The 16064-nt window shown below is 41.2% G+C and carries 17 protein-coding genes; 15 read left to right on the forward strand and 2 right to left on the reverse strand.

What is annotated here, in order from left to right:
• Positions 1-17 precede the first annotated feature (17 nt).
• From eutD to C1G53_RS04120, 15 genes are all read left to right on the forward strand, one after another.
• Positions 18-647, forward strand: a complete 630-nt coding sequence (eutD, locus tag C1G53_RS04050; protein WP_032512793.1) for an ethanolamine utilization phosphate acetyltransferase EutD — start codon at positions 18-20, stop codon at positions 645-647.
• A 23-nt stretch (positions 648-670) separates the two neighbouring features.
• Positions 671-1291, forward strand: coding sequence for an ethanolamine utilization protein (locus tag C1G53_RS04055; protein WP_105117778.1), 621 nt, complete (start codon positions 671-673; stop codon positions 1289-1291).
• A 13-nt stretch (positions 1292-1304) separates the two neighbouring features.
• Complete coding sequence (locus C1G53_RS04060) at positions 1305-1583, forward strand: EutN/CcmL family microcompartment protein (protein ID WP_105117779.1); 279 nt, start codon at positions 1305-1307, stop codon at positions 1581-1583.
• A gap of 27 nt (positions 1584-1610) precedes the next feature.
• Positions 1611-2708, forward strand: coding sequence for an ethanolamine utilization protein EutH (locus tag C1G53_RS04065; protein ID WP_024380884.1), 1098 nt, complete (start codon positions 1611-1613; stop codon positions 2706-2708).
• Between the two features lie 11 nt (positions 2709-2719).
• Positions 2720-3172: a cupin domain-containing protein gene (locus C1G53_RS04070; protein WP_105117780.1), complete on the forward strand. Its 453-nt coding sequence runs from the start codon at positions 2720-2722 to the stop codon at positions 3170-3172.
• A 75-nt stretch (positions 3173-3247) separates the two neighbouring features.
• A complete protein-coding gene (gene pduB / locus C1G53_RS04075; RefSeq protein WP_024380882.1) occupies positions 3248-3949 on the forward strand; it encodes a propanediol utilization microcompartment protein PduB in 702 nt (233 codons plus the stop codon).
• A 19-nt stretch (positions 3950-3968) separates the two neighbouring features.
• Positions 3969-5630 carry a propanediol/glycerol family dehydratase large subunit gene (locus C1G53_RS04080; RefSeq protein ID WP_024380881.1) on the forward strand — a complete coding sequence of 554 codons (1662 nt, stop codon included), beginning with the start codon at positions 3969-3971 and terminating at the stop codon, positions 5628-5630.
• A gap of 12 nt (positions 5631-5642) precedes the next feature.
• Positions 5643-6308 carry a propanediol/glycerol family dehydratase medium subunit gene (locus tag C1G53_RS04085; RefSeq protein WP_024380880.1) on the forward strand — a complete coding sequence of 222 codons (666 nt, stop codon included), beginning with the start codon at positions 5643-5645 and terminating at the stop codon, positions 6306-6308.
• Between the two features lie 24 nt (positions 6309-6332).
• Positions 6333-6839, forward strand: a complete 507-nt coding sequence (locus C1G53_RS04090; protein ID WP_024380879.1) for a diol dehydratase small subunit — start codon at positions 6333-6335, stop codon at positions 6837-6839.
• Between the two features lie 27 nt (positions 6840-6866).
• Positions 6867-8720, forward strand: a complete 1854-nt coding sequence (locus C1G53_RS04095; protein WP_024380878.1) for a diol dehydratase reactivase subunit alpha — start codon at positions 6867-6869, stop codon at positions 8718-8720.
• A complete protein-coding gene (locus C1G53_RS04100; protein WP_105118118.1) occupies positions 8701-9081 on the forward strand; it encodes a glycerol dehydratase reactivase beta/small subunit family protein in 381 nt (126 codons plus the stop codon). The genes C1G53_RS04095 and C1G53_RS04100 overlap by 20 nt, the downstream gene beginning before the upstream one ends.
• A gap of 23 nt (positions 9082-9104) precedes the next feature.
• Positions 9105-9599, forward strand: coding sequence for a GlcG/HbpS family heme-binding protein (locus C1G53_RS04105; protein WP_105117781.1), 495 nt, complete (start codon positions 9105-9107; stop codon positions 9597-9599).
• Positions 9600-9620: 21 nt separating this feature from the next.
• Positions 9621-10343: an MIP/aquaporin family protein gene (locus C1G53_RS04110; protein WP_024380875.1), complete on the forward strand. Its 723-nt coding sequence runs from the start codon at positions 9621-9623 to the stop codon at positions 10341-10343.
• Positions 10344-10385: 42 nt separating this feature from the next.
• Positions 10386-11576: an acetate/propionate family kinase gene (locus C1G53_RS04115; RefSeq protein ID WP_105117782.1), complete on the forward strand. Its 1191-nt coding sequence runs from the start codon at positions 10386-10388 to the stop codon at positions 11574-11576.
• A gap of 239 nt (positions 11577-11815) precedes the next feature.
• Positions 11816-12625 (forward strand): transporter substrate-binding domain-containing protein, encoded by an 810-nt coding sequence (locus C1G53_RS04120; protein WP_105117783.1) that lies wholly within the window; start codon positions 11816-11818, stop codon positions 12623-12625.
• An 82-nt stretch (positions 12626-12707) separates the two neighbouring features.
• On the opposite strand, the gene glgB is transcribed toward C1G53_RS04120, so the two are convergent.
• Both glgB and glgA read right to left on the reverse strand, forming a co-directional pair.
• On the reverse strand, positions 12708-14546 hold the full coding sequence (gene glgB / locus C1G53_RS04125; protein ID WP_105117784.1) for a 1,4-alpha-glucan branching protein GlgB: 1839 nt from the start codon (positions 14544-14546) through the stop codon (positions 12708-12710).
• Between the two features lie 68 nt (positions 14547-14614).
• Positions 14615-16060: a glycogen synthase GlgA gene (glgA, locus tag C1G53_RS04130; RefSeq protein ID WP_105117785.1), complete on the reverse strand. Its 1446-nt coding sequence runs from the start codon at positions 16058-16060 to the stop codon at positions 14615-14617.
• Between the last annotated feature and the right edge of the window lie 4 nt (positions 16061-16064).

A 16064-nucleotide genomic window follows, 5' to 3' on the forward strand; every position in this document is an offset into this window, starting at 1 on the left:
GGTAAGGTGTGATTAGAATGGAAATAAAAGAGCTAATTGATAAGATTGCTACAAGAGTTCAGGATGAATTAGAAGGAAGTTTTGAAATTGAGGCGAGTGGACGCCATATCCACCTTTCTCAAGAAGATTTAGAAACCTTATTTGGAAAAGATTATTCTCTAACCAAAGCTAAAGATTTATCCCAACCTGGACAATTTGCTTGTAAAGAACGTTTGACAATTTTAGGTCCAAAAGGTTCCTTCCAAAATGTGGTGATACTCGGTCCTGTTCGTGGTGCGACACAAGTTGAAGTATCGTTGACAGATTGCTTGAAGCTAGGTGTCAATGCTCCTATTCGAGAGAGCGGACAGATTGAGGATACTCCAGGGATTGTCTTGATAAATGGAAGTAAGGTAGTATCTCTGGATAAGGGATTGATTGTTGCTAAACGTCATATTCATATGACCCCAGAAGATGCTGCTAAAGCCAATGTAGTGAATAAGGAAATTGTGCAAGTACAAGTAGGGGGAGAAAGAGGGCTGATTTTTGATGATGTCGTCATCCGAGTTCACCCTAAGTTTGCAACTTATATGCACATTGACTATGATGAAGCCAATGCTTGCGGATTTAAAAAAGGAATGCGTGGTCGCATTATCAAAAAAGGATAGAGATGGTTTAGAAAGGATGAAAAATGGATAACTTAGAATTTTTAGTTCAAGAGATTACCAATCGCCTTCTAGACCGTCTGAATAGTAGTTCCCATCAAATCAGTCTGTATCTTATCGGTGATAAATCAGTAGGCGGTTTCTTAGATGGAGAGTATCGTATTGTAGAAGGTATTGATGAGGCAGAGCATATCATTGCAAATGGCCTATCTTTAGATTCACTGTTAAGGATTTCTCAGCTTTGTCCCAATAATTCAGAGGAGATGGAAGTTGTTACTAGTTTGTTAGCAGGTAGAAAGGTCTTGGTTTCAAAGGAATCATTTGCTATAGACTGCTATAAACAGTCAGCTAAGAACTTGCTCTTCCAAGAACTACTTCAAAGAAAATTGAAACTGGAGCAATATGGTGTGCAGTTTTACTCACAGAAAGACTTGCCAGCCTTATTGAAACAAGAACATATTGAGGTTCAATCCACTCATCAAACTCCTGAAAAAAATGTTTCAAAGAAGGTCAAACTCATTACAGAATCTAGGCTGAGAGCTTTAGAATTGGAAGATGATGGAGTATTTCATGTTGAAAAGGGAACCATTATAACAGCCTTGGCGCGCGACTATCTAAATCGTCGTAGAATAACAATCATAGAATAAAAGGAGAGAGAGTATGTTTGTTGGAACAGTAAAAGGGAGTCTTTGGGCTACTAGAAAAGATGAGAACTTAAATGGATTGAAGTTTTTAGTGGTCGAGCGCCAACTAAATGATCAACAAACAGATCCATCATTGGTTGTTGTCGCAGATTGCATCGGTGCTGGGGAAGGTGATCAGGTAATGGTGACTACAGGCAGTGCAGCTAGAGTTAGCTTGAATAGAGAAAATGTTCCTGTTGATATGGTAGTTGTTGCTATTATTGATAAGGTTGAGTACACAGCTGATGCAGAATAAATTCACTAGAAAGTGAGAAGGGGAATTATGAGTATAAATGAAATCATCATATACATCATGGTCCTATTTATGTTGGCCGGTGCAGTTGATAAATGTATCGGAGGGAAATTAGGACTTAGTGAAAAATTTGAGGAAGGTATCATGGCCATGGGGGCTTTGGCACTTTCGATGGCCGGTATCATGGTTGTTGCACCATTATTAGCGGATATTCTCAAACCAATTATTGTCCCACTATATGGCATGGTTGGAGCAGACCCATCTATTTTTGCTACAACATTCATTGCTAACGATATGGGCGGAGCACCATTAGCTCTTAGTCTAGCTGATGATCCTGTAGTTGGAAACTTTGCTGCCTATGTATTAGGTTCTATGATGGGGCCAACTATCGTATTTACTATCCCAGTTGCCTTGGGAATCATCGAGAAAGATGATCGTCCATTACTGGCTAGAGGTATTTTATATGGCTTAGTGACAGTTCCGGTGGGTTGTTTAGTTGGAGGATTCTTGGTTCCAGGCTTATCTGCAGGAACATTAATGATTAACCTCATTCCAATAGTGATTGTTTCTGCATTGATTTTTGTCGGTCTATTGTTAGCACCGAATGGAATGATTAAAGGCTTTGAGATTTTTGGTCATATCATTGTAGTGATTGCAACTCTCGGTTTGGCCTTTGGTGCAGCACAGCTATTGACAGGCAATGAATGGTTAAATAGCCTCTATCCGAGTGGAGCTGAAACTCTTATGGAAGCCTTTGGTGTAGTTGGTTCCATTGCAGTGACCTTGGCAGGAGCCTTTGGTTTAGTAGCTATCTTTACAAAGGTTGCCAACAAACCACTCTCAGCAATTGGTAAATCTCTTGGTATGAATGAAGTCGGTGCAGCAGGTCTAGTCGCATCTTTGGCCAACAATATTGCCATGTTCCAAATGATGAAAGACATGGACAAACGAGGTAAGATTATTAACGTTGCCTTTGCTGTATCAGCATCATTTGTTATCGGCGATCACTTGGGCTTCACAGCAGGTCAAAATCCAGATATGATTCTTCCGATGATGGTCGGAAAATTGGTTGGTGGTGTAACAGCAGTCCTACTTGCTTTTGTGCTCACTAAAAAAGAAGCTGAGTAGAGGAGGACTTTATGAGTGACATCAATCGTAGCCAGATAGAAGAACTGGTGAGAAAAATTTTATTAGAAAGTTTTGTAGCAGGAGATGCCTTTAAAAAGTCTAGTTCGACAGGTATTGTTTCCTTCAACCTACCTCATATAGAGGTTAGGCCTGAGGATCGTTTAGACACAGGCAATAGCAAGGATGTGGTCTATACCCGTGACCTCCTAACTTTGGAAGAAAGTCCTCGTCTGGGACTTGGCTTAATGACAATGGAAAAAACAACCTTCCCATGGCATCTTGACTATGATGAAGTGGATTATGTCATTGAAGGACAATTGGATATTATCACTGGCAATGAGGTGATGACCGCTGGTCCTGGTGAAATTCTCTTTATTCCTAAGGGAAGTGATATTCAATTTTCTGTTAGAGATAAGGCAAGGTTTATCTATGTAACCTATCCTGCGGATTGGCAAAATCAGTAAAAATTTTTAAAACAAAATGTAAGCGTTATCGCATTAGGCGATGTAAATGAAAACAAAAAATAGAGGAAGATTATTATGGCAAACAAATGTAATGTTACCGAATTTATTGGTTCAAACCCTATTGGTGATACTATTGGATTGGTGATTGCAAATGTCGATCAACAAGTACTCAGTGCGATGAAGTTGGAAAAATCTTACCGTTCACTTGGTGTGGTAGGTGCTCGTACTGGTGCTGGTCCTCACATTATGGCTGCAGATGAAGCAGTAAAAGCAACCAACACAGAAATTGTTAAAATTGAATTACCACGTGATACCAAAGGTGGTGCTGGTCACGGTAGCTTGATTATCTTTGGTGGTGATGATGTTTCAGACGTGAAACGGGCGGTAGAAGTAACTCTTGGTGATATTGCTCGTACATTCGGTGATGTCTATGCCAATGAAGCAGGTCATATCGAATTGCAATATACTGCTCGTGCTAGCCATGCTTGTCAAGCAGCTTTTGGTGCAGAAGTTGGTCGTGCATTTGGTTTGATTGTTGGGGCTCCAGCTGCTATTGGTGTTGTCATGGCAGATACAGCTGTAAAAGCAGCAGATGTTGATGTAATCGGATATGCTTCTCCAGGAAATGGAACAAGTAATTCAAATGAAACCATTCTCTTCATCAGTGGTGATTCTGGTGCTGTTCGTCAAGCTGTGATCTCTGCCCGTGAAATCGGTAAAGAATTGTTAGGTACGCTTGGTGATACTCCAGTTAACTCTCAACCTTCATACATCTGATAGATAGGGAGAAAGAAATATGAAATCAAAACGTTTTGAGGCATTAAGTAACCGCCCAATCAACCAAGACGGATTTGTAACAGAGTGGGTTGAAGAAGGTCTTATTGCAATGGAAAGCCCCAACGATCCAAAACCAAGTATCAAAATTGTCAATGGTAAAGTGGTTGAATTGGATGGGAAGCCAAAAGAAGAATTTGACTTGATTGATCAGTTTATTGCAAACTATGGTATTGATCTGGCTCATGCAGAAGAAGTCGTGAAGATGGACTCGAAAGAGATTGCCAATATGATTTTGACTCCTTCTGTACCTCGTTCTGAAATTGTTAAATTGACCAAGGCTATGACTCCAGCTAAAATTGTTGAAGTTGTTAGTCATATGAACGTCGTAGAAATTATGATGGCTGTTCAGAAAATGCGTACCCGCAAACAGACAGCTACTCAATCACACGTTACTAACGTAAACGATAACCCTGTTCAAATTGCAGCGGATGCGGCAGAAGGTGCCCTTCGTGGATTTGCAGAGCAAGAAACAACTGTTGCGGTTGCTCGTTATGCCCCATTCAACGCCTTAGGGATTATGATTGGTTCTCAAGTTGGTCGTCCAGGTGTATTGACCCAATGTGCCTTGGAAGAAGCAACCGAGCTAGACCTTGGTATGAGAGGATTTACAGCCTACGCTGAAACCATTTCTGTTTATGGTACGGAAGATGTCTTTACAGACGGTGACGATACTCCGTGGTCTAAAGCCTTCTTGGCATCTGCCTATGCTTCTCGTGGTCTGAAGATGCGTTTCACATCAGGTACTGGTGCAGAAGTGCAGATGGGGCAAGCAGAAGGCAAATCCATGCTCTATCTTGAAGCTCGTTGCTTGTATATCACAAAAGCAGCTGGTGTACAAGGTACCCAAAACGGTTCTGTATCTTGTATCGGTATTCCTGCGGCCGTTCCAAGTGGTATCCGTGCAGTCATTGCTGAAAACTTGATTGCTACCATGCTTGACTTGGAATGTGCTTCTTCAAATGACCAAACCTTTACTCATTCAGACCTCCGTCGTTCTGTCCGCACCTTGATGCAATTGGCGCCAGGTACAGACTTCATCAACTCAGGTTACTCTTCTACACCAAACTACGACAACATGTTTGCTGGTTCTAACTGGGATGCAGAAGACTACGATGATTACAATATCTTGCAACGTGACTTGCGTGTTGATGGTGGTTTGCGTCCAGCTCGCGAAGAGGAAGTTGTTCAAGTTCGCCGTAAAGCAGCCAAAGTTATGCAAGCCCTCTTCAAAGGTCTTGGTTTACCAGCTATTACAGATGAGGAAGTTGAAGCAGCTACCTACGCCCATGGTTCAAAAGATATGCCAGAGCGTGACAAGGTTGAAGACATCAAGGCAGCTGTTAATCTCTTAGAACGCGGTGTACAAGGCGTAGACCTCATTAAAGCCCTTGCCAATAATGGTTTCCCAGATGTTGCCAATGAGCTTGTAAATCTCTTCAAACAACGTGTTGCTGGAGATTTCTTGCAAACATCTGCTATCTTTGACCGCAATTGGAATGTTATCTCTGCAATCAACTCACCAAATGACTACGTCGGTGTCGGCACAGGTCACCGTCTGGTTGGAGAGGAATGGGAAAAAGTGAAGAACATTCCAAATGCCATTGATCCACGTGATATCTAGGAGGTAATCATTATGACAACCATCAATGAGGACGTACTACGTTCCATTATTGCAGAAGTAATCAAGGAAGTTGGCCTGACAAATCCTACTCCTGCAACTCAAACTACTACAACTACCAAGAAAGAAGTCCTGCCAGAAAAGGCTGTTGTTCGCACCATTGGCGTTGCCAAACCAAGCCAATCTGTTGATGAAGTGGTTATTGCAGTTGGTCCTGCTTTTGGCACACAACAAACCAAGACCATGGTTGATATCCCTCATACAGAAGTGTTACGACAAGTGATTGCAGGTATTGAAGAAGAAGGGCTGAAAGCGCGTGTTGTGAAAGTTTATCGTTCATCAGATGTTGCCTTTGTAGCAGTAGAAGGCGACCACCTATCTGGTTCAGGCATTTCAATCGGTATTCAGTCTAAGGGAACAACAGTTATTCACCAAAGAGATTTACCACCATTGAGTAACTTAGAACTCTTCCCACAAGCACCACTGTTGACAGCTGATACTTACCGTTTAATTGGTAAAAATGCTGCTAAATATGCCAAAGGTGAAACACCAAACCCTGTTCCAACCTTGAATGACCAAATGGCTCGTCCTAAGTACCAAGCCTATTCAGCCTTGCTTCATATCAAAGAAACCAAGCTTGTTGAAAAAGGTCGTCCAGCTGATGAAATTGAATTGATTTAAGAAAATCTTCAAGGAGAAATCGAAATGAGTGAATCAGTAGAACTATTAGTAAGAAAAATCTTAGAAGAGATGAATGGACACGACAAACCTGTAACCAGTGGTCTACCAAAAGGTACAGAAGCTACTGCAGCAGACTATCCGATTGCACAAAAACACCCAGACTGGATTGTTGTTGGTGATAACAAGAAATTTGAAGATATTACCTTGGAAAATATTGTCAATGGTAGTATCACTTCAAAAGACTTGCGGATTAAGCCAGAAATCCTCTTAAAACAAGGAGAAATCGCGCGTAATGCTGGTCGTGAAGCTATCGAATACAATTTCTCACGCGCGGCAGAATTGACCAAGGTACCAGATGAACGCGTATTGGAAATCTATAATGCCCTTCGTCCTTACCGTTCTTCTAAGCAAGAACTATTGGACATCGCAAATGAACTTGAAAATGTCTATGGCGCGAAAATCTGTTCAGGATTTGTCCGTGAAGCAGCAGAACACTATGAACGTCGTAAGAAACTAAAAGGTGATAACTAATCTGAAAATCGAAAGGAGGAAGAAGGAATGAAGTATATTATCGGTATTGACATTGGAAATTCATCAACTGAGTCTGCCTTAGCTCAGCTATACGATAATGGAACCGTCCAGTTTCTGTCCTCTGCGATTGCAGATACAACTGGTATCAAGGGAACAAAAGAAAATGTTCATGGCATATATCAGTCCCTGAAATTACTCTTAGAACCAACCAATCTTAGTATCAAAGATATTTCTTTGATCCGTATCAATGAAGCAACTCCTGTAATTGGAGATGTTGCTATGGAAACCATTACGGAAACTGTCATTACAGAATCTACCATGATTGGCCACAACCCAAGGACACCAGGTGGACTTGGGTTGGGGGTTGGTTATACCGTTGACATCTTGGACTTGATCAATAAGCCAATGACAGATAGCTATATCGTTGTGGCTTCTAAGCAAGTGGATTTCGATGCGGTGGCCCAACTTATCAATGCCTATGTTTCAAGAGGATATAAGATTGTCGGTGCGGTCTTGCAGGCTGATGACGGTGTCTTAGTTAATAATCGCTTAGAGAAAAAGATACCGATTGTAGATGAAATTTCCTATATAGATAAGGTGCCTTTAGGGATGTTGGCGGCGGTTGAGGTTGCAGAAGTTGGTAAAGTCATTTCCCAACTCTCCAATCCTTATGGTATTGCGACGGTCTTTCAGTTGGATGCACAGGATACCAAGCAGGTCGTTCCGATTGCCCGTGCCCTGATTGGAAATCGTTCAGCCGTTGTCATCAAAACACCAAAAGGAGATGTTCAAGCAAGGACAATTCCTGCTGGAACTATCAAGATTATTGGTCAGCAACAGAATACCAGCGTTGATATTTCAAAAGGTGCAGAAGCCATTATGGACCATGTTTCCCGTATTCAACATATTGAAAATGTTCTGGGTGAAGCAGGCACAAATGTGGGTGGTATGCTTGAGAAAGTCCGGCTTACCATGGCAAATTTAACTGAGAAACAACTGGATCAGATTAAGATTCAGGATATTCTGGCAGTGGATACTTTTGCTCCTATCACTGTAAAAGGTGGTCTTGCCGGAGAATTTTCAATGGAGCAGGCCGTTGGAATTGCCTCCATGGTTAACTCTGACAGATTACAGATGTCCCTTATTGCTCAGGAAGTTGAAAAGGAATTGGGTGTACCTGTTGAAATCGGGGGAGCTGAGGCTCACTCAGCTATTCTTGGAGCTTTAACAACACCAGGTACTAGTCAACCAATGGCTATTCTAGACCTTGGGGCTGGTTCCACAGATGCCTCCATTATTAACCAAAAAGGGGATATCCAAGCTGTCCACCTAGCTGGTGCTGGTGATATGGTCACCATGCTTATTAACACAGAGTTGGGTCTTGAAGATAGGCATTTGGCAGAGGATATTAAAAAATACCCCCTTGCCAAGGTAGAAAGTATTTTCCATATTCGACATGAGGATGGCAGTGTCCAATTCTTTGACAAACCTCTGAGCGGAGATTTATTTGCCCGAGTAGTCATCGTCAAAGACACTGGAGAATTAGTACCGCTTGACACAGACTATTCTATCGAAAAAATCAAGATTGTTCGCCAGACAGCCAAAGAAAGAGTCTTTGTGACCAACGCCATTCGGGCCTTAAAGACGGTCAGTCCAACTCAAGACATCAGAGATATTCCATTTGTGGTTATAGTAGGCGGGTCCGCCTTAGACTTTGAAGTACCGCAGTTGATAACCGATGCCCTATCTCAGAGCAATATCGTGGCTGGTCGAGGAAATATCCGAGGAACTTCTGGACCAAGAAATGCAGTAGCAACAGGTTTGGTACTTTCATACTGTAAAGAAGAGTGGGGTGATGCTTATGTTCTATCAAGCAACTAAGCCAGTTATTCTTATTTACAAGTTGGGAAAGGTGCCTGAAGAAAAGTTGACTCAGTTAGTGCTTGGTATGGAGGAAGAAGGAATTCCATTTTTAAAAGAAACTATAGAACTTTCTTCGGAAAGTATCGTTTCTCTGGCCCATCAAGCTGCTCAGTCCTCACCACTCTCGGTTGGTTTAGCTATCAATGAAAGAGAAATTGTTCTCCATTATCGAAATTTACAAACGGAACAGTTTTTCTATCGTTTAAGTAACTATCCAAACCAGTCTAATCGTGTCTTAAGGATTTTAGGGACTAATGCAGCTAAACTTGTTAAAGGAACTCCATTGATACAGGATTCTGCCTTGGAAACATCCTTTTAGAAATAGGTAATCGGAGAGAAAAGATGACACAAAATCAAATCGATGAAATCCTGCTTCAAAGAATCATTCAAAAATGTCAAGAGCTCTTAGAAAAAAAAGATGATTTACACAGCATAAATCTCTATGACCTAGCTTTTGATATTGTAAATCGTGCCAGAGAAAAAGCACAGGAATTGAAAGTACCTGTTGTGATTACCCTGGTGGATGCAGGTGCTCATGTAATCCTATCCTATCGCATGGAAGATTCCCTTTTGGTTAGCTACGATATGGCCTATAAAAAAGCCTACACAGCTGTTGGCATGAAAATGCAGTCAAAAGACCTAGCTCTATTAACAAAACCCAACCATTGGCTCTTTCAACTAGAAACAATGTCAGAAGGTCAGATTGTTAGTTTAGCAGGTGGAATTCCTATTTATTCCAAGGGACGGATTATCGGAGCAATTGGTATCAGTGGCGGCAACGCCATAGAAGATCAAACAATTGCCGAGTATGCAATTGAAGAAATAAATCTAAAATAATATTAGAAGGAGATTCTCACGATGGAGAAATACATTGGTGAATTTTTAGGAACAATGGTTCTGATAGCCTTTGGTACAGGCTTCGGATCCTCAATTAGTTTAAAACACGCCCTATCCAAAAATATGTCCCCTAGTTTCCTAACTGTAATCTTTGCCTGGGGCTTTGCCGTAATGTGCGGTGTTTATGTTGCTGGTTTCTTTGAAACAGGTGGGCACCTAAATCCCGCAGTCACAATCGCTTTTGCCTTAGGCGGCTTGTTTGATTGGAGTATGGTGGCAGGTTACATCATTGCACAAATTCTCGGCGCCTTTACTGGTGCAGCAATCGTTGTTTTGCATTACTATCCACATTTCCAAGCAACAACAGCTGAGGAAGGGAATTCAGTCGGTATTTTTGCCACTGGTCCAGCTATTCCAAACACAACCTTTAACTTCTTGAGTGAAGTAATCGCGACCTTCTTCTTCATTTTCGTTTTGTTATTGATGAATACTGCAGGTTTTGCAGTAGGTCTTGCTCCTGTTGTAGTTGCTTTCCTAGTTATGGCCATCGGGTTGTCATTCGGTTCAACAACGGGTTATGCCATCAACCCTGCGCGTGATTTCGGTCCTCGTTTGGCCTATGCCCTCTTACCTATTCCAAATAAGGGCGGAGCGAATTGGGGCTATGCTTGGATTCCAATTGTTGCACCAACTGTTGGTGCAACTCTAGCTGTATTCGTATTTAAAGCCTTGGGAATGGGCTAATCCCTCTCTCATTGTAAAATGTGATTAAAGAAAGGACGAGTAATGAGGAAAATTTTTGCAATCAATGCTGGTAGTTCATCTTTAAAATTTCAATTATTAGCCATGCCTGCTGAGGAAATCATCGCTAAAGGCATATTTGAAAGAATTGGAGAACCGGAATCGGCATTTACTTTGGTTTACAAAGGACAAAAGGAGACAGAAAAACTAGTTCTTTCAAGTTATAAAGAGGCAGTAAACTATCTATTAAAAAGATTAGATGAAAAAGGTATTATACAATCTTTAGCAGATATTGCTGGAATTGGGCATCGTGTGGCCCATGGTGGTGATTATTTTAAGGCATCGGCTTTGGTTGACGAAAGTGTCTTGACAAAGATTGATGAATTGTCCTTCTTAGCTCCAAGTCATAATCCAGCAAACTTAGAGGTTATTAAAGCCTTCAAGGAGCTTTTGCCAAATACTCCAAATGTGGCAGTTTTTGATACAGCCTTTCATCAAACCTTAAGCGAGGAATACTACCTTTACCCTCTACCTAGAAAGTATTATGATAAGTACCGTTTACGCAAATACGGTTTCCATGGCACCAGCCATAAATACATTTCTTTAATTACCAAGGAAGTATATAAACAGCAAGGATCGGATACGGATCAGCTAAAGGTAATCAGCTGTCATTTAGGTAATGGGGCTAGTATTTGTGCCATAAAGGGACAAAAATCTATCAACACTTCTATGGGCTTCACTCCTTTAGCAGGGCTGATGATGGGCTCCCGAAGTGGTGATATTGACCCAGCCATTCTTCCTTTCCTAATGGAAGAAGAAGGCTTGACCCCTAGTCAAATCACAGCCATTCTGAATAAAGAGTCTGGACTATTAGCTGTTTCCGAAATTAGTAATGATTTGCGAGATATCGAAGAAGCCTATCATAAAGGCTATTCTCAAGCCATCACAGCAATTGAAATGTTTACCAATCGAATTGCTCATACCATTGCGACCTATATGGTAGATTTAGGTGGAGCAGATGCCATTGTTTTCACAGCAGGAATTGGTGAAAATTCCAGATTGATACGTGAGAAAGTCGCAGAAAAACTTTCTGTTTTCGGTGTGAAACTTGATCATGAAGCAAATGAAAGTAGTAAAAAACTAATTAGTAAAGACGATTCCAGTATCAAGTTATTTGTGCTTCCAACCAACGAAGAACTAATGATTGCAAGAGATACAATGGAATTGATCTCATAAAATTACATATTTCCTCCATTCTAGCCCTAATGAAAGGGCTAGAATTTTTTTGTTTGAATAAAAAAAATAAAAATCGCATAAAAATACAAAATAATTGTTGACAAGTGTATAAAATTACTATATACTAGACATATCTTTTGAAAAGAGGAAGAAAAAATGGAGAAAATTACTTTCAAGGTCCGATGATTCATTAGGAAAAATGACATCGTTTCAATAAAGAAGGAAAAAGAGGATAAAAAATGAAAAAACTATTTACTTTAGCAGCTACCTTGTTAGCTGGATTTACACTAGCAGCTTGTTCTTCAACTAGCTCATCTTCAAGCCAATCAACACTCGAGAAAATTAAAGAAAAAGGAACCTTGGTTGTAGCGACAAGTCCTGACTATGCACCATTTGAATTCCAAACGCTTGTTGATGGCAAAAACGAAGTTGTTGGAGCAGATATTATGCTGGCACAAAAAATTGCGGATGAGCTTGGTGTGAAGTTGGAAGTCTCAGCAATGAGTTTTGACAACGTTTTGAACAGCGTCCAATCTGGCAAGGCTGACATTGCAATCGCTGGTCTATCTTACTCTGAAGAACGTGCAAAAGTTTTTGACTTCTCAGAAAGCTATTACCAAATTGCTGACGTTCTACTTGTTAAGAAAGAAAATGCGGAAACCATCTCAAGTGTTGATGCTCTTGCAGGAAAATCCTTGGCTGTTCAAAAAGGTTCTACCCAAGAAACCTATGCTAAAGAAAAAATGGCAGATGCAAAAATTATTTCATTGACACAAATGGGTGAAGCAGTTAATGAATTGAAGACAGGTAAGGTAGAAGCTGTCTTGATGGACTCACCAGTAGCAGCAGGCTATGTTTCACAAAACAGTGACCTTGCAATTGCATCAGCACAGTTTCCAACCATTGATGAGAACTCAAAAGTTATCGCCCTTCCAAAAGGAAGTGCAGACCTAAAAACTGAAATTGACAAGGTCATCGCTCAAGTGAAAGCAAGTGGCGAATTTGATACCTTCCTTGAAAAAGCAGCAACCTATACAGCTGTTGAATAATTCAGATAAACAATCATCGGAAACGGTGGTTGTTTTTGCATACAAAAAAGAATGAAGTTTTGAACTCCATTCTTACATGCTCTTATTTCACCCGCTCTAGATAGAAACTTGTCAAGCGTGGAACAGTAATTGTAGCCCCATTTTTATCTGGATAGAGGCTGAATGTTTCCATTGGAAGGACATTTGAAGAGAAGACCAGTTTGTATTCGCTATCAGTAGGCAAATCCAAGTGGACATCGAACAATTCTTGGTCGTTAAAATTATGAATGGTCAAGATTTCTTGGTCATCACTCATGCGTGAAAAGGCATATAGACTAGCTTCGCTATCAATTTTCACCCACTTAAATCCTTTATCGTAGGCTTGATAATCATACTTCCAAAATGCATCGTGTTCACGATAGAAAGTAGACAGGGTCTTCATCATCTGGTAGAAACTAGAGTGAGTTGGATAAGTTAGTAAATTCCAATCCATTTCAGTGTATTCATGCCATTCACGGATGTGGCCCCATTCATTGCCCATAAAGAGTAATTTCTTACCTGGATGAGCAAAATAGAAGCTGTAGTAAACACGGGCCAAGTGGAATTTGTCTTCATACTCCCCATTCATTTTATCGATGATAGAGAGTTTGCCATGTACGACTTCATCATGGGACAATGGCAAGAGGAATTGCTCATTCTGGTTATAGTACATGCCGAAAGTGATTTCATTGGAATGGTATTTACGATAGACTGACGGACGTTCTACAAACTTGAGCGTATCGTTCATCCAACCCAAATCCCATTTCATATCAAAACCGATACCACCATCTTCTAGAGGATGGGTTACCTTAGGGAAACTTGACGAATCTTCCGCAATCATCATGACACCCTTATAGTCGGTGTGAACCATGGCATTGACACGCTTGATGAAATCAATCGCTCCATGGTTAATCTTGTCATCTTCCGTTTCACCACGCCAGTAGAGCAGGTAGGACAGGGCATCCACCCGAATGCCGTCAAAATGGAAGTTTTCCAACCAGTATTTGAGATTAGATAGAAGGAAAGAACGCGTCAAGCCCTTACCTAAATCAAAGTTAGCTGTTCCCCACTGGTGATTTTCGCGGTCTTGTTCGTGCGGGTATTCGTAGAGCCAACTGCCGTCAAATTGATAGAGGCCATGGGCATCCTTACAGAAATGAAGTGGAACCCAATCCAGAATGACCCCAATTCCAGCCTGGTGACATTGGTCAACCAAATACTTGAGTTCATCTGGCTTGCCATAGCGACTGGTAGGGCTGTAATAACCTGTAACCTGATAGCCCCAAGATGCATCTAGCGGATGCTCAGTGATTGGCAAGAGTTCAATGTGAGTGTAGTTATTTTCCTTGACGTGTTCAATGAGAAGCGGAGCAATTTCCTTATAGTTATAAAAGGCTTCTAGTGGTGCACCACCCTCATTTTTATTGACAAATTTCTGTTTCCAAGAACCAAGATGAACTTCGTAGATAGAAACAGGTTGCTCCTTGAAATCGTAATCGACGCGATGGTACATCCATAGTTCGTCTTTAAACTTGTATCGCGGATTGTAGGTTGTAGAGGCAGTGTTGGGACGTTCTTGGCTGAAAAAGGCATAAGGATCAGCCTTGTAAATTTCCCGACCATCGTGGGTGATAATCACATACTTGTAGTCCTCGAAAGATTTCAAACCTTCAACATAAAGCTGATATACACCGTCAATTTCATGCTGTAGGGGATGGGTTCGTTGCCAGTCATTAAAGTTTCCAACCAAGAAAACTTCTCTAGCATTTGGAGCATAGACACGGAATTGAGTGCCAAGGATTTTATTGCGCTCCTTCACCAAATGAGCACCCATTTTTTCATAAAGAGTAGTATGCTCACCGGAATTCATATAGTATAAATCCAAATCAGTAAATTCTGTCATAGCAATCTCCCTTGTGGAAAAGGAGTGGACGTTGGTCACACTCCTTTTCAGTTTGTTACAAATCTTATCTAGCCACTGATTTCACGGTAGAGCCAGATGTATTTTTCAGCAGAAGCAGTCCAACTGAAATCACGTTCCATAGCTTGTTTGACCATAGAATACCAGTCTTCTGGACGGTCATAGTAGGTCTGAAGTGCCAAATCATAGACTTGTCGCATATTGTAGGCATCACGACCACCAAATGTAAAGCCAGTACCTTCTTTGCTGTCAATATGATAAGGTGTCACCGTATCTACCAAACCACCTGTTTCACGAACCAATGGAAGTGTACCATAGTGCATGGAAATCAACTGACTGATGCCACACGGTTCAAACATAGATGGCATGAGGAAGAGGTCACTTGCTGCATAAATTTGGTGGGCAAGCGGTTCATTATAGCCACGGTAGAAGGCAAATTTTTCAGGATATGCATGTTTGAAGTGGTTGAAGGCATTTTCAACATCCGCTTCACCATTCCCTAAGATGACAAATTGGACATGGGCTTGAAGAAGATGGCTGAGTACCTCAGTTAAGAGATAGAATCCTTTTTGCCAGGTCAAACGAGATACGATACCAATCATCAGGACATGTTCATCCTGTGGAAGTCCGAACTGTGCCTGCAAAGCCAATTTATTGGCTTTCTTATCAGCGATCGTTTCAAGTCCATAGTTTTTCACAAGATAGTGGTCTGTTTGACTGTCCCAGCTATCGTAGTCGATACCGTTAACAATTCCAACCAAATCATGCTTGCGAAGTTCGAGAACGTGTTGCATATTTTCACCGAATTCTTCGGTCAAAATTTCACGCGCATAGGTATCTGAAACGGTTGTTACCTTGTCAGCATACAAGATACCCAATTTCATAAAGGAAATGCATTCGTCATGGAAACGAGCAATCCCATCTAAGTAGTAGCTGTAGTCCATTCCCAGAGCAGACCAAAGGGCTTGTTTATGGAAAATGCCTTGGAAAGCTAGATTATGGATGGTGAAGACATGCTTGATAGCACGGAATTCCTCACGGTAGCTGTAGAAAGTACGGCAGAGGAATGGAAGTGCAGCAGTATGCCAGTCATGTGTATGAATGACATCTGGGAAGAAATCTAAGGCTTCCAATAGACGACAGGTTGCATGCTGGAAAAAACCGAAACGCATAGCGTCATCGTCATAGCCATACAGTTCATCACGTTCAAAGAAGTCACGGTGTTCGATGAAATAGAAGGTCACTCCGTCGATTACTTGGCTGTAAACATTAGCCATGGACTGAATGTCGCCTGCACGAACATCAAAACTAGACACATAGTCAAAATCAGCGTGGTTATTGATAGCAATTTTTTTATAGAGTGGTAGAACCACACGGACATCCAACCCCTGTTTTACCAATTCTTTTGGCAAGGATCCGATAACATCGGCCAAACCACCAGTCTTGATGAATGGAAGTCCTTCAGATGCAACAAAGAGAACAGATTTTCTTGTCATGATT

Source organism: Streptococcus suis (assembly GCF_002960445.1).
Taxonomy (GTDB): Bacteria; Bacillota; Bacilli; order Lactobacillales; family Streptococcaceae; genus Streptococcus; species Streptococcus hyiners.